Here is a 23,312-nt window from a genome sequence, read left to right as displayed (position 1 = left end):
GAGGGGCCATGACCGCGGCGACACCACTGAGCTCAGCCACCCTGAGGTCGCCCTCACAGGACGACGTCGACGCAGGCAGCCATGCCGCCCACCTGCTGGACCTGCTCAGGTCCTGCACGGACCTGTCGACCGCCAGCGACGAGATCGAGCTGGCCTGCACGACCTGGCACGAGAGGTACCACCTGTCGACCGTCCGGGCCAACATCCTGCGCGCGCTGCCACCGCACGGTGACGCCATCGTGCTCGAGGTCGGAGCCCGTGCCGGAGCCGTGACGCGGCACCTGGGCGAGACGAGCGCGATGGTCGATGCCATCGAGCCCGATCCGGCGCTGGCAGCGGTGGTCGCCCACCGGTGCTCGGACCTGCCGTCGGTCGACGTCCGCGTCGGCTGGATCGACGACGTCCCCACGGAGCCCCGGTACGACCTCATCGTGGCCGTCGACGTGCTCGGCGAGGTGCAGCGACGCGGCGCGGACCTCGCCTCGTTCATCCAACAGTGCCGATCACTCCTCACGCCGGGCGGGCGTCTGGTCCTGGCGGTCGACAACACCGACGGGGTCCGGTTCCTGGCCGGCGACGCCACACCGACCCTGGCTCCGTCGGGCGACGACCGGTTGCCCCGCGCGTCACGCGACGAGATCGAGCGGGCCGTCCGAGGCGCCGGAATGACATCGGTCGTCCTGGGCGCATTCCCCGACCACCGCACCGCCCGGACGCTGCTCGACGTCGAGCGGCTCGAGGCCCTCGCCCCGAGCATGCTGCGCGTGCTGCCGAGCTTCCCGAGCCCGACGTACGACGGGCCTCGCGCGAACGACACCGCCGAGGGGCGCCTGTGGTCGGCCGCCGTCGACGCCGGCACCGCCGGGGAGTCGGTCAACGGCTTCGTGGCCATCGCCTCGGCCGCAGAGCCGGCGCTGCCTGCCGCTGCCACCTTCTGGTCGCTCGGCCGGCGCGCGAGCCTGTCGGCCACCAACCGCGTCCTGCCAGGCGATGGTTCCGGGCCCGTGGTCGAGCGGAGCCTGACGTTCCCGGACGCGCCGCCCGTCGACGGGCCCCTGCGCCTGCGTCCGCACACCGAGCCGCTCATGCGGGGGACGCCCCTGACCCAGGCGCTGGCCGACTGCACGGACCTGGACGCGGCGCGCGACCTGATCCGTGGGTGGAGCTCGCTCGTCGAGCGGTCCACGAGCGACCAGCAGCCGGTGCCGTGGGACCTGATCCCGCGCAACGTCCTGATCCGCGAGGACGGCGAGCTCGCCGCCTTCGACCAGGAGTGGGAGCTGGAGCCGACGCCGGCTGCAGGCGACCTGGTCCGCCGTCGAGGAGCCTTCTGGCTGGCCTACGACCTGGTGACGTCCCGGCGTCCCGTCTGGCTGTGCGGCACGACGATCGGCGAGTCGGCCGACTTCCTCCTGCGGCTGGCCCAGCCGGACGCGCCGGCGGACTGGCTCCGCACCTTCTTCGACCAAGAGTCGATCCACATGTCACACGTCTGGCCGACGACACCTCGTCATCCCCAGCCGGCCAGAGCACGAAGAGAACGGAACAGCGTGAGCTCTCTCAGCAACATGATCCCGCCCGAGGACTCCGGATCCGTGGAGTCGGCGGACACGCCGCAGACCCTGCGCGAGGTCGTGGAGTCGCTGTCCGCCGCGAACGCCGATCTGCGCGCCGAGAACGAGGCGCTGCGGTTCGAGCAGCGACGGATGGCCCTGACCCACCGCGATCACACCGTCGGCCTCGTGGCCCAGCTCGAGGCGCTGCGCGACCGGCTGGCACGCGCGCAGCGCGAGTCACGACGGCACAAGGAGCGAGCCCTGCGACTGCAGGAGCAGCTGACCTCGGTCAAGGCATCCACCTCGTGGCGGGTCGGCAGCCAGGTCGTGCGCCCCTTCGCGCCGCTCGGCCGGAAGCGTCGCCGATGAGCGGGCAGGCCACGCCCCTGTTCTCGATCGTCACCCCGGTCTACAACGTCCCCGTCGACGTCTTCCGCGACACCGTCGACTCGGTGCTGGCCCAGCGATTCGGCGACTGGGAGTGGATCCTCGTCGACGACCGCTCCCCCGACGAGCGGGTCGTTCCCGAGCTGAAGGCCCAGGCGGCCCGCGACCCCCGCATCCGGTTGGTGCTGCGCGAGCAGAACGGCGGGATCGTCGCGGCCTCCAATGACGGGGTCGCCGCCGCGACCGCCCCGTTCATCGCCCTGCTGGACCACGACGACCTGCTGACCCCCAACGCCCTCGCCGAGATGGCCAGGGCCATTCGCGCCCATCCGGACGACATCGACTACCTCTACAGCGACGAGGACAAGATGCTGCCCGGCGGGCGCCTGGCGCACCGGTTCACCAAGGCGGACTGGTCACCCGAGCGGCTCCGGCACGGGATGTACACCTGCCACTTCTCGGTGCTGCGCACCGACCTGGTGCGCGAGGTGGGCGGTTTCCGCCCCGGCTACGACGGTTCCCAGGACCATGACCTCGTCCTGCGGGTCACCGAGCGCGCACGACGCATCCACCACATCCCGCAGGTGCTGTACCACTGGCGCATGATCCCCGGCTCCGCCGCGGGCGACGAGGACGCCAAGCCCTACGCCGTGACGGCGGGGATGCGCGCGGTGCAGGACCAGCTCGACCGGCTCGGCATCCCCGGCACCGTCTCCCGCCAGGTCGACATCGGTCACTACCGGGTCGAGCGCGAGCCCGACCTGACCACTCCCACCAGCATCATCATCCCGACCCGCGGCACCAGCGGACGGGTGTGGGGCTCGACCCGCAACTTCCTGGTCGAGGCGGTCCGCTCGGTCCGCGAGAACACCCGCCACGAGGCGCTCGAGTTCGTCATCGTCTACGACACCGACACCCCGCCGGAGGTCCTGGCCGAGCTGCAGGCCGTGCCGGACGTCAACCTGGTCCTGGTGCACTTCGCCGAGCCGTTCAACTTCAGCGCCAAGTGCAATGTCGGTGCCCTGCACGCCTCGGGCGAGGTGCTCCTGTTCCTCAACGACGATGTGCAGGCCGAGTCCGACGAGACCATCGGGCACCTCATCGCGCCGCTGCGGGAGGAGGGTGTCGGCCTCACCGGGCCGAAGCTGTTGTTCGAGAACGGACGCATCCAGCACGCCGGCGTCGCCTACGGCGACGGCGACATCTCGCACATGCACTACAAGGTCCTCGACGAGGGGACCCACGACCCGGAGCTGCGGATCAACCGCGAGGTCACGGCTGTCACGGGGGCCTGCGTCGCGATCCGCTCCGAGCTCTTCCACGAGATCGGCGGGTTCAGCGAGATCCTCCCGATGAACTTCAACGACATCGACTTCTCGTTGAAGGTGGCCCGCACCGGGCGCCGCATCGTGTGGCTCGCCGATGTCGTCCTGTGGCACTTCGAGTCGATCACCCGCGTCCCGCACGTACACCCCTGGGAGCGCGACATCATGTACAAGCGGTGGGGCAACTTCCGCAAGAAGCGCGACCGGTACCGCAGCCGTCTGGCCTGAGTGCTGCTGGAGCCACGACGCCGTCACGGGACGTCGTCGTGGCTCCAGGTCACGTCCTCGCGGACGACCCGGGCAGGTGTGCCGGCCACGACGGTGTGCGCGGGAACCTTCTGGCCGCGCACGAGGCTGCGCATCCCGACGACCGATCCGTCGCCGATCTGCACGTGCCCGGTCACCACGGCCTCCCGGCCCAGCCACACGTGCGAGCCGAGGCGGATGTCCGCACCGAACGGGTTGAGGCGCTGACCCGTGGAGCGGTCCTCGAGCCGGTGCATGTCGTCGGTCGCGATGTAGACGTTGGCCGCCCACAGCTGATCGGGCCCGGCGACGACGCTCCCGCCGTTGCGGGCGTCCACGATCGCGCTGCGGGTGCCGACGACCGGACCGTGCAGGACGATGGCCGAGCTCACGCCGCAGTACAGCTCACCGGCGGTCAGCACGACGTCACGGCCCAAGAACACCGTCGCGGAGTCGCCGCCGACCAACAGGGAGGACAGCCACTCCATGGGGGCCCCGACGACGATCAGGACGTCCTTGACCGGGAAGATCCCGAGCGAGGCCACGACGTGCTCGGGCAGCCAGGCCCGGTCCGCCAGGTACAGGGCGTTGCCCAGGTCGTGCCACCAGTCCGGCAGGCCCTCGGTGAGGCGCGTCCACTCCTGGCCGTCGAGCGCGGCCGCCTCGACGCCGGCCGAGCGCAACCGCTCACGGTGGGCGGGGGTCAGGGCCGGGTTCGCGGTCGGATGCACCCTCGCATCATCCCGGCGCGGCTTCCGCGACCCGCCACCGGGCCGCCGGTTCAGGCGTCGCGGCGCAGGAACAGGGTGTATCCCGTCGCGAGCAGGGCCGCCACGAAGACCCCCATGACGATCCCACCGCCCAGGGCTCCGAACGGCTCGGCACCGAGGGCCTGCTGCACGAAGCCGTCGATCGACGACTGGACGTACATCTGGCTGCCGGCGTCGTACGGGAGGTACTTGAGGATCTCGGTGATGCCGCCCGAGCCGCGCGGGTCCGCGGAGTTGGTCTTGATGATGACCACGATGCTCTGGATGATGAACTCCAGCAGGCTCGGCACCAGCATCAGCAGCGCGACGGCCGCGGTCTGGTTGCGCACGATCGCGGCGTACGCCAGGCCCGACAGCGCGAACAGCGCGGTGTACAGCACGATGCCGGCGGTGGTCTCCACGAAGGCCGCGCTGCTGGGCATGTCGAGCCCGTAGACGGCGATGCACAGCAGCCCGATCATGACGCACAGCACCGCCGTCACGGCGGCGATCACGGCCGTCGAGATCACCTTGGCCCAGAAGACGTGCGTACGGTTGGGGATCGCCGTGAGGGTCGCGCGGATCATGCCGTGCCGGTACTCGTGGCCGGTCGAGAACACCCCCAGCAGGCCCACGACGTAGGCCATCAGCAGCGGGGCGCCGGTCGAGCCGCCGATCGTCGCGAGCACCCGGAAGGTCTCGTCGCCGCCTGCGAACGTCGTGGAGCGCTCGAGCGACCAGGCGATCAGCACGGCGAACACCAGCTGCAGCGCCAGCGCGGTGCCGATCAGCCAGTACGTCGACCGGATCGTCCGCAGGCGCAGGTACTCGTAGCGCAGCGCGTCGTTCATGACGGCTCCCCCTGGGTCCCGCGGAACTCCTCGGACAGCCCGGTCGCCTCGAGGAATGCCTCCTCGAGCGTCGCCTGCCGGGTCGTGAGCTGGTGGATGCGGGCTCCAACGGCCTGCGCCGCATCGCCGACCTGCTCGGCGGTGACGCCGCGGACGACCAGGTCGTCCCCGTCTGGGGTGGTCGTGGCACCCATCGCGTCCAGGGCCGGGCGCAACAGCGCGGCGTCGGGCGTGCGCAGCGTCACCGAGCCGAGGCTGCTGTGCGACACGAAGTCCCGGACCGGGCCGTTGGCCAGCATCCGGCCCCGGCCGATCACGACCAGCTGGTCGGCCAGCACGCCCATCTCCTGCAGCAGGTGGCTGGACACGAACACCGAGCGCCCCTCGGCGGCCAGGGACCTGAGCAGGTTGCGCAGCCAGGTGATGCCCTGCGGGTCCAGCCCGTTGCTCGGCTCGTCCAGGATCAGGGTGCCCGGATCGCCGAGCAGCGCCGCGGCGATGCCCAGCCGCTGTCCCATCCCGAGGCTGAACTTGCCCGGCTTGCCGCCTGCGACGCCGGTCAGGCCGACCATCTCGACGACCTCGTCGACCCGGCGGTCGGGGATGTGGTTGGGTGCCGCGAGCATCCGCAGGTGATTGCGCGCCGAGCGGGTGGGATGGAACGGCTTGGCCTCCAGCAGCGTCCCGACGTGCCGCATGGGGTGGTCCAGCTCGCCGAAGGTCAGGCCGTCGTACGTCGTGACGCCCTCTCCCCGGTCCAGCCCCAGCATGAGGCGCATCGTGGTGGACTTTCCCGATCCGTTGGGCCCCAGGAACCCGGTCACGCTACCGGGACGGACCGTGAACGAGAGGTCCTCCACCGCCCGGTGGGTGCCGAACGACTTGCCGAGCGACCGAGCCTCGATGAGCGCCATGCGCCCACCCTGCCACGGACGGACGGGGCATACCGTGGTTGACATGACTGATCGTGAGCACGAACGGGTCGTCCGGCCGATCGAGGACGGAGTCGCGACCGATCTGCGCGGCGAGCTGACCTACGCCGGCTACCTGCAGCTGCCGACGCTCCTGTCGGCGCAGCAGCCGATCTCGGACCACCACGACGAGATGCTGTTCATCGTCCAGCACCAGGTCACCGAGCTGTGGCTCAAGCAGCTCATCCACGAGCTGCGCTCGGCGATCGACCTGGTGACGCACGACGACCTGTCCCCCGCGCTCAAGCGGCTGGCGCGGGTCAAGGCGATCCAACGGCAGATGTTCGAGCAGTGGTCGGTGCTGGAGACGCTGACGCCCGTCGAGTACGTCCAGTTCCGCGATGTGCTGGGCAGGGCATCGGGCTTCCAGTCGCCGCAGTACCGCACCGTGGAGTTCCTGCTCGGCAACAAGAATGCGCAGATGCTGGCGGTCTTCGACCACGACCCGGTGCTGCACGATGCGCTGCAGGCCGATCTGGAGGCGCCCAGCCTGTACGACGCCTTCCTGCACTTCCTGGCCCGGCGCGGTCACGACATCCCTGCGCGGGTGCTGGACCGGGACGTCTCCCAGCCGTACGCCGCGGATCCGGGCGTGACCGAGGCGCTGCGCCGCATCTACGCGTCCCCGCACGAGCACTGGGACGCCTACGAGATGTGCGAGGAGCTGGTCGACGTCGAGGAGAGCTTCCAGCTGTGGCGCTTCCGCCACCTCAAGACCGTCGAGCGGATCATCGGCTTCAAGCGGGGCACTGGCGGGTCGTCGGGTGTCCACTTCCTGCAGAAGGCCCTCGAGCTGACCTTCTTCCCCGAGCTCCTGGACGTCCGCACCCGGCTGTGACCGTCGGGATCACCCGTCGTGGTGCACCCGGCCGGTGGTGTCGCCGAGCCGGGCACCCGTCCCGCCCCAGCGCGTCGCGATGATCTCGGCGACGATCGAGACGGCGGTCTCCTCAGGCGTGCGCCCGCCGAGATCCAGGCCGATGGGGCTCGACAGCCGGGCGAGCTGCTCGTCGGCCAGCCCGGTCTCCCGCAACCGGGCGAGCCGCTTCTCGTGCGTCGTGCGGGAGCCCATCGCACCGATGAACGCCGGCCGCCGGTCGCCGTCCAGCCGCAGCGCCACGTCGAGCACCGGCACGTCGAACTTGGGATCGTGCGTCAGGACGCACAGCACGGTCCGGCGGTCGATGCGGCCGGCTGCGATCTCCTCGGCCAGGTAGCGGTGCGGCCACGCCACGACGACCTGGTCTGCGCCCGGGAACCGCGCGGCCGTCGCGAACACGGGGCGGGCGTCGCACACCGTGACGGAGTAGCCGAGCAGCCCGCCCTGCCGGGTGAGCGCCGCCGCGAAGTCGATCGCGCCGAACACGATCATGCGGGGGCGGGGCTGGAAGGAGTGCACGAAGACCCGCATCCCGGTCTCCATCCGCTGCCCGTCCGGGCCGTAGGTCAGCACGGTCGTGGTGCCCGCCGCGAGCAGCCCGCGGGCGTCGTCGGTCACGGCGTCGTCGGCGCGCGGGTCACCCAGGCCGCCCTCGGCGGCATCGGACCGCACGACGAGCCGCCGGCCCACGCGATCCGGGTCCGGGTGCTCGATGACCGTCGCCACCGCCACCGGGCGACCTGCCGCGATGTCGTCCGCGACCCCGGCCAGCTCGGCGAAGACCTCCGCCGAGACGGGCTCCACGAAGATGTCGACGATGCCACCACACGTCAGTCCCACCGCGAAGGCGTCCTCATCGCTGTAGCCGAATCGCTGCAGGATCGGACGGCCGGACGCGATCACCTCCGTCGCGAGCTCGTGCACCGCGCCCTCCACGCACCCGCCGGAGACCGATCCGCACACGGTCCCGTCGGCCAGCACCAGCAGCGCCGCTCCGGCCGGACGCGGGGCCGAGCGCTCCGTGCCGACCACGGTGGCCAGGCCGACCGTGGAGCCGTCCGCCCAGGCGGCGAGCAGCTCGGCGATCACGTCACGCACGGCGCTGCCTCGTCATCGGCCCAGCATAGGTGGCGGCGCGTCGACATCGGTGCCGTCCGCGAGGTCCGAGCAGTCCACACGGGTCACCGCGTGACGGGCCAGGTAGTCGCGGGCACCCCGATCACCGGTCGCGGCGTCTGCGACGCCCACCCAGTGGTCACGGCCGATCAGCACAGGATGTCCTGGCCCGTGCCCGTAGTCGGCGCGGGCCAGGACATCGGGTGCCGCGTGCGCGACGAGACGACCCACGACATCGGCGCCGACGTCCGGCAGGTCCACGAGGTGCACCAGGACGGCGTCGGCATCGAGCGCGACGACGGCCGCGACTCCCGCCCGGAGCGAGGCGCCCATGCCGGCAGCCCAGTCCGGTGCGTCGATGACCGTCACGGTGTCGTCGAGCAGGGCGGCGACGTCGTCCCGCGCTGCGCCGACGACCACGACGATCGGATCGCATCCCCCGTCCCGCAGCACGCGGGCGGACCTGATGACCCACGGTTCCCCATCGGTTCGCGCGAGCGCCTTGGGACCGCCGAAGCGCCGGCCTGCACCAGCAGCGAGCAGGAGTCCGACGACGCGAGGCACTCCCCCATCATCCCGCCACTGGCGCAAACCCACCCGCGAGTGGCGCAGATTGGGACGACACGCCGTCTCATTCTGTCCACAATGCGCCACTCGCGGGTGGGTTTGCGCCACTCGCGGGGTGCTGTGGCGGGACGACGAAGGCCCCGCTGGACGCTTGCGCGTCCTGCGGGGCCTTCGCTGGTGCTGGTGGTTCTTCGGTCAACGAGTGACTAGAAGCCCATACCGCCCATGTCACCCATGTCCGGGGCGCCTCCGCCGGCCGGAGCAGGCTCCGGCTTGTCGGCGACGACGGCCTCGGTGGTGAGGAACAGTGCCGCGATCGAGGCTGCGTTCTGCAGCGCCGAGCGGGTGACCTTGGCCGGGTCGATGATGCCGGCCGCGATCAGGTCGACGTACTCGCCGGTCGCGGCGTTGAGGCCGTGTCCGTCGGGCAGGTTGGTGACCTTCTCAGCGACGACTCCGCCTTCGAGGCCGGCGTTGATCGCGATCTGCTTGAGCGGGGCCGAAGCGGCGACGCGCACGATGTTCGCACCCGTGGCCTCGTCGCCGGTCAGCTCGAGCTTCTCGAAGACAGCGGCAGCAGCCTGGACGAGGGCGACGCCACCACCGGCGACGATTCCCTCCTCGACGGCAGCCTTCGCGTTGCGGACGGCGTCCTCGATGCGGTGCTTGCGCTCCTTGAGCTCGACCTCGGTCGCAGCGCCGACCTTGATGACGGCGACGCCACCGGCGAGCTTGGCCAGACGCTCCTGGAGCTTCTCACGGTCGTAGTCGGAGTCGCTGTTCTCGATCTCGGCCTTGATCTGGTTGACGCGGCCGGCGATCTGGTCGTCGGAGCCACCGCCCTCGACGATCGTGGTCTCGTCCTTGGTCGTGACGACCTTGCGGGCCGTGCCGAGCAGCGTCAGGTCGGCGTTCTCGAGCTTGAGACCGACTTCCTCGCTGATGACCTCGCCACCGGTGAGGATGGCGATGTCGGCCAGCATGGCCTTGCGGCGGTCACCGAAGCCCGGGGCCTTGACGGCGACGGACTTGAAGGTGCCACGCATCTTGTTGACGATCAGCGTCGCGAGGGCCTCGCCCTCGATGTCCTCGGCGATGATGACCAGCGGCTTGCCGGACTGCATGACCTTCTCGAGGACGGGGACCATGTCCTTGACCGAGGTGATCTTGGAGTTGACGATCAGGATGTAGGGATCGTCCAGGACGGTCTCCTGACGCTCCGGGTCGGTGACGAAGTAGCCCGACAGGTGACCCTTGTCGAAGCGCATGCCCTCGGTCAGCTCCAGGTCGATGCCGAACGTGTTCGACTCCTCGACCGTGATGACGCCTTCCTTGCCGACCTTGTCCATCGCCTCGGCGATGATCTCGCCGACCGTGGTGTCAGCGGCGGAGATCGAGGCGGTCGAAGCGATCTGCTCCTTGGTCTCGACGTCCTTGGCCATGCTGAGCAGCTGCGCGCTGATGGCCTCGACGGCGGTCTCGATGCCCTTCTTCAGCCCCATCGGGTTCGCGCCGGCCGCGACGTTGCGCAGACCCTCGCGGACGAGGGCCTGGGCCAGGACCGTGGCGGTCGTGGTGCCGTCACCGGCGACGTCGTCGGTCTTCTTGGCGACCTCCTTGACGAGCTCGGCGCCGATCTTCTCGTAGGGATCCTCGAGCTCGATCTCACGGGCGATGCTGACACCGTCGTTGGTGATCGTGGGGGCTCCCCACTTCTTCTCCAGGACGACGTTGCGACCCTTCGGGCCGAGCGTCACCTTCACGGCGTCGGCGAGCTGGTTCATACCGCGCTCGAGGCCGCGACGGGCTTCCTCGTTGAAAGCAATGGTTTTTGCCATGTGTACGTTTCTCCGACTTGTTGTCCACGTGGGGGGTTGATCAGGTGATGCCCGCGACGGACGATTGCGGTGTTGGCGAACCCTTCTCGCCGCGACCCACAACCTCATCGACCTGATCGAGGTACTGGTGCTTTGTCTAGCACTCTCACTATACGAGTGCTAATCCACGTCGCGCAATCGGATCACGAACTCACGTCGTAGGTCAGCTCGGCGAACTGGCCGCGCTGCGTCACCGACGTGAGGCTCAGCCGGTCCGCGCCCAGGTGACGCGGCAACAGCGGGGCACCTGCCCCGAGCGTCACGGGCGCGATGGTGGCCGTGATCTTGTCGAGCAGGCCGGCATCGGCGAACTGTCCCACCAGGTCGCCACCGCCCAACAGCCACACGTCGCGATCGCCGGCCGCCGCGACGAGTTCGGCGTGCACCTGCTCGATCGGCGCCTGCGTGAACCGGATGTCGGCGCCGGCCACGACCGGCAGGTCGCGGTGCGTGAACACCCACGCCGGACGGTCGCCGTACCAAGCCGTCCACGTCGCGGGCCGATCCATCAGCGACTCGTGCTCGACGACCCACTCGTACGTCGTCGCGCCCATCGCCATGGCTCCGATGCCGGACAGGAAGCCCTCGATGCCGCCCTCCTCGTCGTCGGCGCCCGGCACGTCGAACAGCCACTGCAGGGAGTTGTCGGTCGTGGCCAGGAAGCCGTCCAGCGTCGTCGCGGTGTTGTAGATCGTCGCCATGGAGTCGACGGTAGGACGAGCCTCAGACGGAGAACAAGAGGTACAGACCCGTGAACGTGTAGGCGACCATCAGCACCAGCATCGCCAGCTGGCCGCTCAGCCGGTGCGCCCGGGGCAGCAGCGCGAGGGCCTTGTCGTGCGCCGCGATCACGGCGAGCACGTGGCCGATGACCACGAAGGTCACCTTCAGCGCTGCCAGCGTCGAGGTGTGCTGTGACAGGAAGTAGCTCGGATCGGGCGAGCCCAACGGCGCCCATCCGCGCCCGAGCGGGTCCAGCAGGGCGAAGAACGCCGTCTGGCCCTTCTCCACCAGGTACGTCAGGTAGTGCGCGAACACATATCCCACGACGATCGGCACCAGGGAGTGCGCCAGCAGCCCCGGCAGAGCACGCCGCTGCGCGCGGGTCACTCCCCCCGTGGCCGATGCCGCCGCGACGAACAGGACGCCCACCACGGCGCAGAACCCGAGCAGCGTCGCGGTCTGCTGCACGGTCGACAGCGTCCTGGCCTGCCAGAACGACGACGCCGAGAAGCTGTCGTAGGCGGTCGAGCCCAGCAGCACCGCCAGCACGGCGACGAGGCCCGGCGCGACCGGCACCTGCGGCAGCGTCCGCAGCGGGTTGTGCAGCGTCCAGCGGCCGTCCCGCACGAACGGCGACAGCCGGGACACGACGGCGCTGTACACGTCGAACGGGTCCGCCCGGTCGAACCAGCGTGGCCCGAAGGCGATGCCGCCGGCCAGCATCGCGAGGGCGTAGAGCGCGACCCACGCGCGCACCGCCCCGACATCGCCCGGATCGGGCGAGGCGAGCTCGAGCCAGACGAAGGCGAACAGACCGGCCGCTGCCGGCCAGTAGCCGAGGCGCTCGGGGTACTCCCAGATCCCACGCCCGGTCAACGTCCGCCACGGCGACAGGTCTCGCCAGACGTGCCCGGCCACAAGCGCCAGCGGCACCAGACCCACCCAGACGAAGATGTAGAACCCCTGCAGCCCTCCGTTGGAGGCGTCGGAGGGGCCGCCGAACAGCGCCACCAATCCCCACGCGGCCAGCACCAGCCCGAGTGCCGCGAGCCACGGACGACGCGGCGGCAGGGGCTTCGGCTCCGGCTCGTCGGCGAACTGCGGGGTCTTCCAAGCCAGCGCCAGCACGGCGAACGAGATCGTCAGCGCCCACGAGGCGCCCACCATCGCGTAGATGAACGGGATGGGCAGATCGGTCGACCCGCCGACACCGTGGGCCGCGAGGCCGCCGCCGACCAGCGACGGCACCGTCACGGTCGGACGACCAGCTGCACGACCGTCACGCCGAGGTGGTGGGCCTCGACCGCGACCTGTCCCGGCGTCTTCAGCGTGAACGACTCGGTGAGCGACTCGCCCGGCGCGACCTCATAGCTGTGCTCGGGGTCCGAGTGCACGTGGATCTCCTCGGCGGCGTCCGAGGTGATCTTCAAGGTGACCTCCTGGCCGACCTTGACCTCGACCCGACCGCCCTGCGGGGTCACCGCTCCGTCCTTGATCACGATGTCGACGACGCCGGTCTCGGCGTCGTCACCCTCGGCCGGCCGGGACGTCGGCGCCGCTGCGGCGGCCGTCGGGGCGGCGGCCGTCGGGGCGGCGGCCGTCGGGGCGGCGGCCGTCGGGGCGGGGGCCGTCGGGTCGGCGGACGGCTCGTCGTCGGACGAGCCACCGCAACCTGCCAGCAGCAGGGCGGTGGCACATACGGCGGCGAAGGTCTTCACGGGTTCTCCTTGTCGTCGGGGTCGTCGAGGTCGTCGGACTCGAAGGCGCGGTCGAGGAGCTCGCGCTCCTCGCGCTCCTCCCGCCGGTCCTTGCGGGCGATGTAGAGCACGATCCCGACCACGATCACCGCCGGGACGATCGCCGGGATGGCGAGCAGGGCGACGTGGTGGGCCAGCAGCTGATCCCCGGGACTCATGACGTCAGGGTAGGGGCACGCTCGGCGCCGTCGGCTGCTTCGTGCTCCTCGATCGAGCGGGCGACCCGCGAGACCGAGACGCAGATGCCCAGGATTATCCCGAGGCTGCACAGCAGGACGACCATGTTGGCCGCGGCCCAGATCCACGCCGGGTGCTCGTCGGTGCGCTCGCGCTGCAGGATGTCGATCTCCGGGACGAAGTCGCGGGTGAACGAGGCCTCGGCCGGCACCTCCTTGGCCTTGAGCGGCGCGTCGGCGGGCAGGAAGATCGGGACGGCGGCGAGCGTGCGGCCGTCCTGGACGCGCAGCAGGGTCTTCCAGTTGCCGCCCACCGGGACCGGCTTGGTCGACTCGAAGGTGTTCTCGCCGGTGCGACGGAGGCGGTCGGTGACGACACCGGCGCCGCCGCCCTGCCAGGCCGTGATCTGGACCCACGTCGGGTCGTCGTCCACGACCCCGTCCGAGAGCGTGACCTGCGCCGAGACCGCGGGCTCCTCGGTCGTGCCGACCTGGGTCAGCTCGAAGGACGCGGTGGCGTCCTTGGGCACCGTGGCGTGCAGGCCGTTCGCGACCCCGGCGGCCAGCACCACGACGGAGGCCGTGACGATGACCCGCCCGACGTTCTTGGCCGGGAGGCGACCCTGCAGGCCCATCGCGAACAGCGAGCCGCACAGGCCGGCGGCGATCGCGACGGGCACCGCCATGACCAGTCCCTCCACCCACATGTCCTGGCTCCACGGGAACTGGAAGACCCGGTCGTTCCAGAACTTCTCGATGGCCAGGCCGACGGTGCCGATCAGCAGTCCGGCCACCGCTCCGAAGGCCAGCGGCCGGTTCCGGAGCCGGGAGATCGCCAGGAGCTCGACCAGCACGGCGCTGCCCAGGTAGAGCGGGAACACGTGGTGCGCCTCGCCCATGACGTCGGTGACGATGAACGAGATGATGCCGCGCATCAGCAGGAAGAAGATCGCGGCACCGATCGCGGCTCCGGGTCCGATGTACAGCCGTGCCGCGACCAGCGTCAGGCCCGCCGCCGCGACGATCATCATCGGCGCGAACACCATGCGGAACTGGGCGATGCCGAAGTCGAACTCGGCCTGGAACACCGACAGCCCGATGAGCAGGGCACCGAAGGCGGTGGACGTCATGATGGTCCGCAGCCACGTGGGCACGGCCTTGCCGCGCAGCCGCATCGCGATCTCGGCCTCACGGTTGAGCAGGATGATGCCGGCCGTGGACAGACCCGCCCCGCCGATCAGCATCAGGTGGGTGGGGCCCCACAGCGTGACGTCCTGGCCGAACAGGCGGTGCCAGACATCGTCCAACGGGAAGCCGATGAGGGCGTACAGTCCGCACGCCGCGATGAAGATGCCGCTGACCGGGGCGTACCAGTGCCGGGTGATGCGCACCGCCGCGACGCCGGGCTTCTCCCCGTCGCGGGGGTAGACGATCGCCGCCATGCCGGCGACGAACAGGGCGAACAGCCCGTACAGGATCAGGTAGTGGGCCGGGTTCGCCAGCGGTCCGGCGTCACGGCCACGGCCCGCGTGCAGGCTGACGTCCCACATGAATCCCAGCAGCGCCACGATCAACGAGCTCGCCACGAACATCGTGGGGATCGTCGACCAGCCCGGCTCGTCGTGCCGTGCACCGAGGCGCCGGCCGAGCCGGTCGAACCACTCGATGCGATGCGTGCGATGGGCCCAGGCGACGACCAGCAGGACGATCGTCACGACCGTCGCGGCGACCGACAGCCACACGACCTGCTGGAGCTCGGCACCACCGACCGGAGTGCTCTCGGGATCCGCTGCTGAGATGAACATACCGGGAGTATGTCACCGGCGATGTCTCATTGCAACTGTCAGTTACACGGCTGGCGTCTGGCCCGGCACCAAAAAAACCCGGTCCCCCCGGACCGGGCTGTGCTGGACTCAGTGTCCGATGACCTCTTGCGCCTCGCGACCCTTCGGGCCGTCGATGACCTCGAACTCGACCTTCTGGCCGTCCTCGAGGGTCTTGTAGCCATCGGACGCGATCTTGGACCAGTGGACGAAGACATCGTCCTGACCCTCGACCTCGATGAACCCGTAGCCCTTGTCAGCGTTGAACCACTTGACGGTGCCTTGCACCATGCCGCCACTCCCACCTTGAACATGAACGGGCCACCTGCCGAGGGCCCGATGCGATGAGCCTATCGCGAGATCAGCACCGTTCCACCAGCGCCGGGTCTTGTCCTCTCGAGCTCAGCATCCTCCGGCGACGGCCGGGATGATCGAGACCTGGGAGCCGTCGGGGGTCGGCGTGTCCAGGCCCTCCGAGAAACGGACATCCTCCTCGGCGACGTAGATGTTGACGAAGCGGCGCAGCTTGCCCTCGTCGTCGACGACGCGGGCGCGGATGCCGGGGAAGCTCGACTCGAGCGAGTCGAGGACCTCGACCAGGGTCGCGCCCTCGGCGGCCACCTGGGACTGGTCCTGCGTGTAGGTGCGCAGGATCGTGGGGATGCGGACGTTGATGCTCATGATGCTCCTTGACGGCTACTGCGGTTCAGACGATGGATGGGCGCTCAGGCGATGCCGGCGGCCACGAAGGCGTCGTACGTCGGCGCGATGGTCGCGCGCGCACCGACGCGGTCGGTGACGGCGTCGAGCGTCTTGAGGCCGTGGCCGGTGTTGATCACGACGGTCTCCAGCTCGGGATCGAGCTGACCGGTCTCGACGAGCTTCTTGAGCACGCCGACCGTCGTGCCGCCGGCGGTCTCGGTGAAGACGCCTTCCGTGCGCGCGAGCAGCACGATCGCATCGCGCACCTCGTCGTCGGAGACATCGGCGATCGCGCCGCCCGTCTCGCGCACGATGTCCAGCACGTACACGCCGTCGGCGGGGTTGCCGATCGCCAGCGACTTGGCGATGGTGTCCGGCCGGACGGGCTTGACGGCGTCCCAGCCCTCGCGGAAGGCCGCCGACACCGGCGAGCACCCGGTGGCCTGGGCGCCGAACACCTTGACCGGCTTGTCCTCCACGAGACCCAGCTTGATGAGCTCCTGGAAGGCCTTGTGGACCTTGGTGAGCTGCGAGCCGGACGCGACCGGGATGACGATCTGGTCCGGCAGGCGCCAGCCCAGCTGCTCGGCGATCTCGTAGCCGAGGGTCTTGGAGCCCTCGGCGTAGAACGGACGCACGTTGACGTTGACGAACGCCCAGCCGTCCTCCTCGCCGGCGATCTCACCGGCGAGCCGGTTGACGTCGTCGTAGTTGCCGTCGACCGCGACGAGGTTCTCGGTGTAGACCGCCGAGTTGACCTGCTTGGGGGTCTCCAGGTTGCTGGGGATGAACACGACGGTCTTGATGCCGGCGCGCGCCCCGGCTGCGGCGACCGCATTGGCCAGGTTGCCGGTCGACGGGCACGCGAAGACCGTGCTGCCAAGCTCGCGGGCGGCGCTGAGCGCACAGGCGACGACCCGGTCCTTGAAGGAGTTGGTCGGGTTGGTGCTGTCGTCCTTGACCCACAGCCGGGCGATGCCCAGCTCCCGGCCGAGATTGTCGGCCCGCAGCAGGCGCGTATAGCCCGGCTCCATGTTGGGGCTGAGCTCGATGTCGGCGGGCACGGGCAGCAGGGCCTTGTAGCGCCAGATGTTGGCGGGCCCGGCCTCGATCTGCTCGCGCGTGATGGCCGGGAAGTCGTAGCTGATCTCCAGGGGGCCGAAGCACTCCCGACAGACGTAGTACGGGCCGAGGTCCTGGGTCGCACCGCACTCGCGGCAGGCCAGCCCGGTGGCGTGCCCGAAGGCGCCGTCGCGGATCGTGCGGGTGGATGTCTGGGCGGTCGTCGTGCTCACGCGAGTCTCCTGGTCATCTTTCCCGGATCGACTGTCGTCCGGGACGGATTGAGCACCTGGTCGCGTGCTGCGACTGGTTGCTGGGGTGTCGTCGGGCCGTGTCCCTGTACCCCTCTGGATGAGTGATGTCAGCGTACGCGCGCGTCTCACGATGCGTCCACTCGGTCCACATCGTGGACACCGCCCGCTCACCATCCGGACCCCGCGGCGGCGGTTTACCACGGTCCCTCCGCGAATTGCGTCCGCCCACGGCAAATTTCCCGTGGGCGGACCCAGTTTGCGGTGGGAGGACGCGCGGCAGCGCTGGCGGAGGACGTCGGCTCGGCCGATAGCTGGCGGGCGGCCGTCCGCCACAGGCAAGCCGCGTCCCCCCACGGGAAATTTGCCGTGGGCGGACGAGCTTTGCCGAGGGACCGTGGTAAACCGCGGGCCCCGGGGGCGCGGGGGTGGGTCAGGAGGGGGCGATGTCGTCGGCGAGGGCCTGGAGCCACTCGGCGACCGCGTCGGGGCCGTCGAGCACGAGGTCCGCGCGCGCCACGAGCGCGTCCTGCTCCTCAGAGGCCGAGCAGATCAGCAGCCCCGCGCCGCCATGGGTGCGGAACTCGTCGACCGCGTCATAGGCCGGCAGGTCGCCGAGGTCGTCACCGCCGAAGATCACCTGCCGGGGACGGACGTCCGCCACGATCGCGCGGAGCGAGTCGCCCTTGTCGTGCCCGGGCGCGCGCAGCTCGATGACCTGGCGCCCCGGCTCGACCGCGAGGCCCAGGTCCGCCGCGAGCCGGGCGACCGGCTCGGCCAGCTCGCCGAGGACACCGGGATCGATGCCGCGGGTGTGGATCGCGATCGCGATGCCCTTGTCCTCCAGCCGCACGCCGTGGGCGCCGCGCTCGTCCAGCCAGTCGGGCAGCATCGCGGCGAGCTCGACGATCGCCCGCGGCCGTTCCGGCTGGGTGAGCGCACCGTCGGCGGCCGCCCAGCGCTCGGCGCCGTACTGCCCGTGGATCACCAGGTTCCCGAGGCCCGAGAGCCCCTCAAATCCGCCCAGGGCGAGTGCCTGGCGTACCGGCCGACCGGTGATGATCGCGATCTGTCCCAGCACCGAGCCGAGCCGTGCGAGCGCCTCGACGGAGTCGTGGTGGGCGAAGGCGCGCGTCGGGTCGTCCACGATGTGCGCCAGCGTGCCGTCGAAGTCCAGCGCCAGCAGCGTTCCGGCGGGATCGGCGACGACAGCATCACGAACATCTGAGGACGAGGTCATGCTCCGATCATTGCTGGCCCGACAGAATGACGGTCAACCGGTCCATCCGCATGGGCGCGACGCTGGGGCGGATGCGCTGGATTCCGACCTCGGACGCCAGCAGCCTGGCCTGGTCCTCCAGGCCTGCCGGGTAGTACACGGTGTTGGCCGGGATCGATCCGGTCCAGTTGCCGACGCCGCTGACCTGCCAGCCTGCGGCGGCGACCTTGGCCGAGAACGCCCGGGCGGCCCCCACCACGCCGGAGTTGTTGAGCACCGAGACCCGTGCCGTCCGCTGGGGCGCGGCGGGAGTGTCCTGCGAGGGCTTCGGGGTCTGGTCCGCCTTCGGGGTGGCGGCCGGCTTGGACGGCTTCTGGGTCGACTTCTTGGTCGGCTCGCTGGACTCGACCGGCGCCGAGGGCGCGGCCGTCGCCGGCGAGGAGCTGCTGGGCGACGAGTCGTCGTCCAGCACCAGCCAGCCGAGCCAGCCGGCTCCGCCGATCAGGACCATCACGGTCAGCACGATGAACCAGCTCGAGGGAACGTAGGCCTTGCCGGGAGTCACGTTCTTGCGATGCGCCACCATCTCGCGATCAGAGATCGATGCCGAGGCGCCTGGCCGAGCGGCTGCGCTGGCGCTGCGCACGGAGGCGTCGCAGGCGCTTGACCAGCAGCGGGTCGAACGCCAGGGCGTCCTCGCGGTCGATGAGCGCGTTGAGGACCTGGTAGTAGCGGGTCGCGGACATGTCGAACTTGTCGCGGATCGCCTGCTCCTTGGCACCGGCGTACTGCCACCAGAGCCGCTCGAGCGCCAGGATCTCCCGGTCGCGCTCCGACAACGTCTGTGCGACGGCGGAGCCCTGGGGATCTGACTTCTCCACGGCGCTCATGCCCAGCATCCTAGGGCATGAATAACAGCCATGTCATTCGGTCGGCGCAATGGCACAGTGGGTGTCATGACGACCACAGCACCTGTCCGATGGGGAATCCTGGCCACGGGCTCGATCGCCGACAAGTTCGCCGCGGACCTGGCCCTCGTGCCGGACAATGAGCTCGCCGCGGTGGGCTCCCGGCGTCTGGAGGCGGCCCAACAGTTCGCCGCCCGGCACGGGGCGGCGCGCGCCCACGGCTCGTACGAGGAGCTCGTGAACGATCCGGGCGTGGACGTCATCTATGTCGCCACCCCTCACGGGCGCCATCTCCTGGACGTCCGCCCGTGCTTCGAGGCCGGCAAGAACGTCCTGTGTGAGAAGGCGCTGACGCTCAACGCCGACGACTCCGCAGCGCTGGTCGCCGACGCCCGCCGGCACGGGGTGTTCTTCGCCGAGGCGATGTGGGCCCGCACCAATCCCAATGTCCGCCGGCTGCGTGAGATCGTGGCCGCCGGCGCGATCGGGGACGTCCGGCAGGTGCGGGCCGAGCTCGGCTTCGTCGCGCCGACCGACAAGGCCCGGTTGTGGGACCCGGCGCTGGGCGCCAGCGCCCTGCTCGACGTGGGCATCTACCCCCTGTCGTTCGTGCACATGCTGCTCGGCGAGCCGGAGACCATCGCGGCAGCCGGCGTCCTGTCCGACCAGGGCATCGACATCAGCGGCGGCGCGACCCTGACCTATGCGTCCGGCGCCGTGGCCAGCATCGCCTGGACCCAGGTCGCCCAGGGCGACAACACCGCCGTCGTCGCGGGCCCCGCGGGCAGCATCCAGGTACCGGGCCGGTTCCACGAGCCCCACGGCTTCACCCTTGTGCGCGGGGACGAGCGGGAGACCACCGAGCTTCCCGTGACGGGCCGCGGCTACGCCCACGAGATCGAAGAGGTCGCGGCCTGCCTGCGCGCGGGACTGACCGAGTCGCCACTGCTCCCCCTGGACGAGACGGTCTCGATCCAGCGCCAGATGGACGAGATCCTTCGTCAGGTGGGCGTCGCCGCCCGGTGACGCGCGCCGATCGGCGCTAGGGTGAGCACCATGGTGGCCGGCAGCGCAGACTTCGTGGTGATCGCCAATCGTCTCCCCGTGGACCGTGTCGCGAGTCCGACCGGCAAGACGCTGTGGCGCACCTCCCCCGGCGGACTCGTCACGGCCCTCGAGCCGGTCATGATCCGCAACGGCGGCGCCTGGATCGGCTGGCACGGAGCGCCCGACGAGAAGGTCGCGCCCTTCGAGCACAACGGCATGCACCTCGTGCCCGTGCCGCTGTCCGAGACCGAGATCGCCGAGTACTACGAGGGCTTCTCCAATGCGACGCTGTGGCCGCTGTACCACGACGTCGTCGCTCCCCCGGAGTTCCACCGCGAGTGGTGGGACTCCTACGTCCGGGTCAACCGGCGCTTCGCCCAGAAGGCCGCGGAGGTCGCCAAGCCCGATGCCGTGGTGTGGGTGCAGGACTACCAGCTGCAGCTCGTCCCGGCGATGCTGCGCGAGATGCGGCCCGATCTGCGGATCGGCTTCTTCCTGCACATCCCGTTCCCTCCCGCCGAGCTGTTCCAGCAGCTGCCGTGGCGCCGCGAGATCCTCGAGGGCCTGCTGGGCGCCGACCTGGTCGGCTTCCAGATGCCCGGGGCGGCACAGAACTTCGTCCGTCTGGTGCGCCAGCGCGTCGGGCACAAGACCCACCGCGACATGGTCTACCTGCCCGACGGGCGCACGGTGCTGGCCAAGGCGTACCCGATCTCGATCGACGCCGCGGGCTTCGAGGAGCTCGCCCGCACACCGGAGGTCATCGCCCGGGCCGCCGAGATCCGCGAGAGCCTGGGCAATCCCAAGACGATCCTGCTGGGCATCGACCGGCTGGACTACACCAAGGGCCTGCGCCAGCGGCTGCGCGCCTTCGGCGAGCTGATCCAGGAGGGATCGTTGCACGTCGACGATGCCGTGTTCGTCCAGGTCGCGACCCCGTCGCGCGAGCGCGTGCAGCAGTACAAGCTGCTGCGCGACGACATCAACCGGCTGGTCGGGCGCATCAACGGCGATGTCGGCCGCATCGGCCAGCAGCCCGTGACCTATCTGCACGCGTCCTATCCCCGCAACGAGATGGCGGCGCTGTACCGGGCTGCCGACGTCATGGTCGTGACCCCGCTGCGCGATGGCATGAACCTGGTCGCCAAGGAGTACGTGGCCTGCCGCTACGACGACCGCGGCGCGCTGGTGCTCAGCGAGTTCGCCGGCGCCGCGTCCGAGCTCAAGCAGGCCTACCAGGTCAACCCGCACGACATCAACGGCATGAAGCAGATGATGCTGGCCGCGATCAACGCCAGCCCGCGGGAGAACAGCCGCCGGATGAAGGCCATGCGCAAGCAGGTCATGGAGAACGACATCGAGGTGTGGGCGTCGAACTTCCTCGAGGAGCTCACGGCCGACCGCGAGCTGCACGAGAAGAACCCGCGCCCGGTCTGAGCTCCGGTCAGGACAGCGTGACCCGTCCGCCCTCGACGTGCCAGCGCTGGTCGAGGCTGACGTTGTCGAGCAGCCGCCGGTCGTGCGAGACCAGCAGCAACGCGCCCTCGTAGGCCGCCAGCGCCTGCTCGAGCTGCTCGATCGCGGGCAGGTCGAGGTGGTTGGTGGGCTCGTCCAGGACCAGCACGTTGACGGCGCGACCCTGCAGCAACGCCATCGCCGCGCGCGTCCGCTCCCCCGGCGAGAGCCGTCCCACCAGGCTGCCCACCTGATCGGCCTTGAGGCCGAACTTGGCGAGCAGGGTGCGGGCGTCGGCAGGCGACAGGTCGGGGACGGCTGCCTCGAAGGCGTCCCCGAGGGTCTGGTCGTCCGGCAGCACGGACCGCGCCTGGTCGATCTGCCCCACCGAGAGCGAGACCCCCTGGGATGCCCTGCCCTCGTCGGGCGCCAGGTCACCGAGCAGCAGCTTCAGCAGCGTCGTCTTGCCGGCACCGTTGGGGCCCGTGATGCCGATCCGGTCGCCGGCCGCGACCTGGGCGGACACCGGCCCCAGCAAGAAGTCCCCACGCCGCACGACCGCGCCGTCCAGGGTGGCCACCACGGCACTGGATCGGGGTGCCGCGGCGATGTCGAAGCGCAGCTCCCACTCCTTGCGCGGCTCCTCCACCTCGTCGAGCCGGGCGATGCGCGACTCCATCTGGCGCACCTTCTGGCCCTGCTTCTCCGATGACTCGCTCTGCGCGCGGCGGCGGATCTTGTCGTTGTCCGGATTCTTCTTCATCGCGTTGCGGACGCCCTGCGAGCTCCACTCCCGCTGCGTCCGGGCCCGCGAGACCAGATCGGCCTTCGTGTCCGCGAACTGCTCGTACGCCTCGCGGGCGTGCCGCCGGGCGACCGCGCGCTCAGCCAGGAAGCTGTCGTAGTCGCCGTCGTGCACGCGCACCTGGTGCTGGGCCAGGTCGAGCTCGACGACCCGCGTCACGCACCGGGCCAGGAACTCGCGGTCGTGCGAGACGAGCACGATGCCGGCCCGCATCCCGGTGACCAGTCGCTCGAGCCGCTCGAGCCCGTCGAGGTCCAGGTCATTGGTCGGCTCGTCCAGCAGCACCACGTCGAACCGGCTCAGCAGCAGCGCGGCCAGGCCGACACGGGCGGCCTGGCCACCCGACAGCGAGGTCATCAGCGCATCGCCGTCGACGTCGAGGCGCAGGTCACCCAGGACCGCCGGCACACGGTCCTCCAGGTCCGGCGCGCCGGACGCCATCCAGCGGTCCAGGGCCGTGGCATAGGCGTCGTCGGCCGCGGGATCACCGGACCCCAGGGCAGCAGCGGTGGCCTCCATCGCCTCGGCAGCGGCGGCGGCACCCGTGCGCCGGGCCAGGTACTCGGCGACCGTCTCGCCCTCGCGCCGCTCGTGCTCCTGCGGCAGCCAGCCGATGAAGGCATCGGACGGCGCTGCGGAGACCGTGCCCGCCAAGGGCGCCATCTCGCCGGCCAGGATCTTCAGCAGGGTCGACTTGCCCGCACCGTTGGCGCCCACGACCCCCACGACGTCGCCGGGAGCGACCGTCAGGTCGAGATCCTCGAACAGGGTTCGGTGGGCATGTCCCCCGGACAGGGCCTTCGCGACCAGGGTGGCACTCATCCCGAAATCGTCCCACAGGCGACCCACGGGTCCGCTA

The 23,312-nt window shown here is 70.4% G+C and carries 23 protein-coding genes and 1 riboswitch; of the genes, 5 read left to right on the top strand and 18 right to left on the bottom strand.

Features of this window, described 5'->3' with window-relative positions; genetic code table 11:
- The first annotated feature begins 8 nt into the window (after positions 1 to 8).
- Together NQV15_RS02850 and NQV15_RS02845 are read left to right on the top strand one after the other, a co-directional pair.
- Complete coding sequence (locus tag NQV15_RS02850) at positions 9 to 1,925, top strand: methyltransferase domain-containing protein (protein WP_232398095.1); 1,917 nt, start codon at positions 9 to 11, stop codon at positions 1,923 to 1,925.
- Entirely contained in the window at positions 1,922 to 3,496 is a 1,575-nt protein-coding gene (locus NQV15_RS02845; RefSeq protein ID WP_232398094.1) for a glycosyltransferase family 2 protein, read from the top strand. Before NQV15_RS02850 ends, NQV15_RS02845 begins: the two co-directional genes overlap by 4 nt.
- Positions 3,497 to 3,519: 23 nt before the next feature.
- Here the strand turns inward: NQV15_RS02845 and NQV15_RS02840 are convergent, their stop codons facing one another.
- The 3 genes from NQV15_RS02840 to NQV15_RS02830 are packed head-to-tail and all read right to left on the bottom strand — an operon-like array spanning position 3,520 to position 6,028.
- Positions 3,520 to 4,245: an acyltransferase gene (locus tag NQV15_RS02840; protein WP_232398093.1), complete on the bottom strand. Its 726-nt coding sequence runs from the start codon at positions 4,243 to 4,245 to the stop codon at positions 3,520 to 3,522.
- A gap of 50 nt (positions 4,246 to 4,295) precedes the next feature.
- On the bottom strand, positions 4,296 to 5,114 hold the full coding sequence (locus NQV15_RS02835) for an ABC transporter permease subunit (RefSeq protein ID WP_232398092.1): 819 nt from the start codon (positions 5,112 to 5,114) through the stop codon (positions 4,296 to 4,298).
- Positions 5,111 to 6,028 carry an ATP-binding cassette domain-containing protein gene (locus NQV15_RS02830; RefSeq protein WP_232398091.1) on the bottom strand — a complete coding sequence of 306 codons (918 nt, stop codon included), beginning with the start codon at positions 6,026 to 6,028 and terminating at the stop codon, positions 5,111 to 5,113. The genes NQV15_RS02835 and NQV15_RS02830 overlap by 4 nt, the downstream gene beginning before the upstream one ends.
- Positions 6,029 to 6,071: 43 nt before the next feature.
- Between NQV15_RS02830 and kynA the strand changes: the two genes are divergently transcribed.
- Positions 6,072 to 6,923, top strand: a complete 852-nt coding sequence (gene kynA / locus NQV15_RS02825) for a tryptophan 2,3-dioxygenase (protein WP_232398090.1) — start codon at positions 6,072 to 6,074, stop codon at positions 6,921 to 6,923.
- A 9-nt stretch (positions 6,924 to 6,932) separates the two neighbouring features.
- Here kynA and NQV15_RS02820 read toward each other — a convergent pair whose 3' ends face one another.
- The 14 genes from NQV15_RS02820 to NQV15_RS02755 form a co-directional block, all read right to left on the bottom strand.
- Positions 6,933 to 8,063: an XdhC family protein gene (locus NQV15_RS02820; RefSeq protein ID WP_232398089.1), complete on the bottom strand. Its 1,131-nt coding sequence runs from the start codon at positions 8,061 to 8,063 to the stop codon at positions 6,933 to 6,935.
- 12 nt (positions 8,064 to 8,075) lie between these two features.
- Entirely contained in the window at positions 8,076 to 8,645 is a 570-nt protein-coding gene (locus tag NQV15_RS02815) for a nucleotidyltransferase family protein (RefSeq protein WP_232398088.1), read from the bottom strand.
- 209 nt (positions 8,646 to 8,854) lie between these two features.
- Positions 8,855 to 10,486 (bottom strand): chaperonin GroEL, encoded by a 1,632-nt coding sequence (gene groL, locus NQV15_RS02810; protein WP_232398087.1) that lies wholly within the window; start codon positions 10,484 to 10,486, stop codon positions 8,855 to 8,857.
- Positions 10,487 to 10,668: 182 nt separating this feature from the next.
- Positions 10,669 to 11,226, bottom strand: a complete 558-nt coding sequence (locus tag NQV15_RS02805) for a dihydrofolate reductase family protein (protein ID WP_232398086.1) — start codon at positions 11,224 to 11,226, stop codon at positions 10,669 to 10,671.
- 22 nt (positions 11,227 to 11,248) lie between these two features.
- Positions 11,249 to 12,502, bottom strand: coding sequence for a hypothetical protein (locus tag NQV15_RS02800; protein WP_232398085.1), 1,254 nt, complete (start codon positions 12,500 to 12,502; stop codon positions 11,249 to 11,251).
- On the bottom strand, positions 12,499 to 12,966 hold the full coding sequence (locus NQV15_RS02795; RefSeq protein WP_232398084.1) for a cupredoxin domain-containing protein: 468 nt from the start codon (positions 12,964 to 12,966) through the stop codon (positions 12,499 to 12,501). The genes NQV15_RS02800 and NQV15_RS02795 overlap by 4 nt, the downstream gene beginning before the upstream one ends.
- Complete coding sequence (locus NQV15_RS02790) at positions 12,963 to 13,163, bottom strand: hypothetical protein (RefSeq protein ID WP_232398083.1); 201 nt, start codon at positions 13,161 to 13,163, stop codon at positions 12,963 to 12,965. Before NQV15_RS02790 ends, NQV15_RS02795 begins: the two co-directional genes overlap by 4 nt.
- Positions 13,160 to 14,986, bottom strand: coding sequence for a hypothetical protein (locus NQV15_RS02785; RefSeq protein WP_232398082.1), 1,827 nt, complete (start codon positions 14,984 to 14,986; stop codon positions 13,160 to 13,162). The genes NQV15_RS02790 and NQV15_RS02785 overlap by 4 nt, the downstream gene beginning before the upstream one ends.
- Before the next feature lie 108 nt (positions 14,987 to 15,094).
- The gene (locus tag NQV15_RS02780) at positions 15,095 to 15,295 is read right to left on the bottom strand and encodes a cold shock domain-containing protein (protein ID WP_232398081.1); all 201 of its coding nucleotides are present in this window, start codon (positions 15,293 to 15,295) and stop codon (positions 15,095 to 15,097) included.
- Between the two features lie 111 nt (positions 15,296 to 15,406).
- Positions 15,407 to 15,685 carry a MoaD/ThiS family protein gene (locus NQV15_RS02775; RefSeq protein ID WP_232398080.1) on the bottom strand — a complete coding sequence of 93 codons (279 nt, stop codon included), beginning with the start codon at positions 15,683 to 15,685 and terminating at the stop codon, positions 15,407 to 15,409.
- 44 nt (positions 15,686 to 15,729) lie between these two features.
- A complete protein-coding gene (gene thrC, locus NQV15_RS02770; protein WP_232398079.1) occupies positions 15,730 to 17,001 on the bottom strand; it encodes a threonine synthase in 1,272 nt (423 codons plus the stop codon).
- A gap of 10 nt (positions 17,002 to 17,011) precedes the next feature.
- Positions 17,012 to 17,126, bottom strand: a riboswitch (SAM riboswitch).
- 326 nt (positions 17,127 to 17,452) lie between these two features.
- Positions 17,453 to 18,259 carry a trehalose-phosphatase gene (gene otsB, locus NQV15_RS02765; protein ID WP_232398078.1) on the bottom strand — a complete coding sequence of 269 codons (807 nt, stop codon included), beginning with the start codon at positions 18,257 to 18,259 and terminating at the stop codon, positions 17,453 to 17,455.
- Between the two features lie 7 nt (positions 18,260 to 18,266).
- On the bottom strand, positions 18,267 to 18,824 hold the full coding sequence (locus NQV15_RS02760; RefSeq protein ID WP_232398077.1) for a LytR C-terminal domain-containing protein: 558 nt from the start codon (positions 18,822 to 18,824) through the stop codon (positions 18,267 to 18,269).
- Between the two features lie 7 nt (positions 18,825 to 18,831).
- Positions 18,832 to 19,128, bottom strand: a complete 297-nt coding sequence (locus NQV15_RS02755) for a DUF3263 domain-containing protein (RefSeq protein WP_232398076.1) — start codon at positions 19,126 to 19,128, stop codon at positions 18,832 to 18,834.
- A 66-nt stretch (positions 19,129 to 19,194) separates the two neighbouring features.
- Between NQV15_RS02755 and NQV15_RS02750 the strand changes: the two genes are divergently transcribed.
- Entirely contained in the window at positions 19,195 to 20,172 is a 978-nt protein-coding gene (locus NQV15_RS02750; protein WP_232398075.1) for a Gfo/Idh/MocA family protein, read from the top strand.
- 21 nt (positions 20,173 to 20,193) lie between these two features.
- Complete coding sequence (locus tag NQV15_RS02745; protein ID WP_372490343.1) at positions 20,194 to 21,630, top strand: alpha,alpha-trehalose-phosphate synthase (UDP-forming); 1,437 nt, start codon at positions 20,194 to 20,196, stop codon at positions 21,628 to 21,630.
- A 7-nt stretch (positions 21,631 to 21,637) separates the two neighbouring features.
- Here NQV15_RS02745 and NQV15_RS02740 read toward each other — a convergent pair whose 3' ends face one another.
- Positions 21,638 to 23,275 carry an ABC-F family ATP-binding cassette domain-containing protein gene (locus NQV15_RS02740; protein WP_232398073.1) on the bottom strand — a complete coding sequence of 546 codons (1,638 nt, stop codon included), beginning with the start codon at positions 23,273 to 23,275 and terminating at the stop codon, positions 21,638 to 21,640.
- Positions 23,276 to 23,312: the final 37 nt, after the last annotated feature.

This window comes from Aeromicrobium wangtongii, from assembly GCF_024584515.1.
Taxonomy (GTDB): Bacteria; Actinomycetota; Actinomycetes; order Propionibacteriales; family Nocardioidaceae; genus Aeromicrobium; species Aeromicrobium wangtongii.
The sequence above is the reverse complement of the archived record's forward strand: the minus strand, read 5'-3'. Positions and strand labels throughout refer to the sequence as shown.

Bases quoted from the DNA above. Each gene is read 5' to 3' on its own strand.
- kynA (WP_232398090.1), top strand. From the start codon at position 6,072: ATGACTGATCGTGAGCACGAACGGGTCGTCCGGCCGATCGAGGACGGA.
- NQV15_RS02785 (WP_232398082.1), bottom strand. From the start codon at position 14,986: ATGTTCATCTCAGCAGCGGATCCCGAGAGCACTCCGGTCGGTGGTGCC.
- NQV15_RS02830 (WP_232398091.1), bottom strand. From the start codon at position 6,028: ATGGCGCTCATCGAGGCTCGGTCGCTCGGCAAGTCGTTCGGCACCCAC.
- NQV15_RS02775 (WP_232398080.1), bottom strand. From the start codon at position 15,685: ATGAGCATCAACGTCCGCATCCCCACGATCCTGCGCACCTACACGCAG.
- NQV15_RS02750 (WP_232398075.1), top strand. From the start codon at position 19,195: ATGACGACCACAGCACCTGTCCGATGGGGAATCCTGGCCACGGGCTCG.
- NQV15_RS02845 (WP_232398094.1), top strand. From the start codon at position 1,922: ATGAGCGGGCAGGCCACGCCCCTGTTCTCGATCGTCACCCCGGTCTAC.
- NQV15_RS02755 (WP_232398076.1), bottom strand. From the start codon at position 19,128: ATGAGCGCCGTGGAGAAGTCAGATCCCCAGGGCTCCGCCGTCGCACAG.
- NQV15_RS02850 (WP_232398095.1), top strand. From the start codon at position 9: ATGACCGCGGCGACACCACTGAGCTCAGCCACCCTGAGGTCGCCCTCA.
- NQV15_RS02790 (WP_232398083.1), bottom strand. From the start codon at position 13,163: ATGAGTCCCGGGGATCAGCTGCTGGCCCACCACGTCGCCCTGCTCGCC.
- NQV15_RS02780 (WP_232398081.1), bottom strand. From the start codon at position 15,295: ATGGTGCAAGGCACCGTCAAGTGGTTCAACGCTGACAAGGGCTACGGG.
- NQV15_RS02740 (WP_232398073.1), bottom strand. From the start codon at position 23,275: ATGAGTGCCACCCTGGTCGCGAAGGCCCTGTCCGGGGGACATGCCCAC.
- NQV15_RS02805 (WP_232398086.1), bottom strand. From the start codon at position 11,226: ATGGCGACGATCTACAACACCGCGACGACGCTGGACGGCTTCCTGGCC.
- groL (WP_232398087.1), bottom strand. From the start codon at position 10,486: ATGGCAAAAACCATTGCTTTCAACGAGGAAGCCCGTCGCGGCCTCGAG.
- NQV15_RS02760 (WP_232398077.1), bottom strand. From the start codon at position 18,824: ATGGTGGCGCATCGCAAGAACGTGACTCCCGGCAAGGCCTACGTTCCC.
- otsB (WP_232398078.1), bottom strand. From the start codon at position 18,259: ATGACCTCGTCCTCAGATGTTCGTGATGCTGTCGTCGCCGATCCCGCC.
- NQV15_RS02835 (WP_232398092.1), bottom strand. From the start codon at position 5,114: ATGAACGACGCGCTGCGCTACGAGTACCTGCGCCTGCGGACGATCCGG.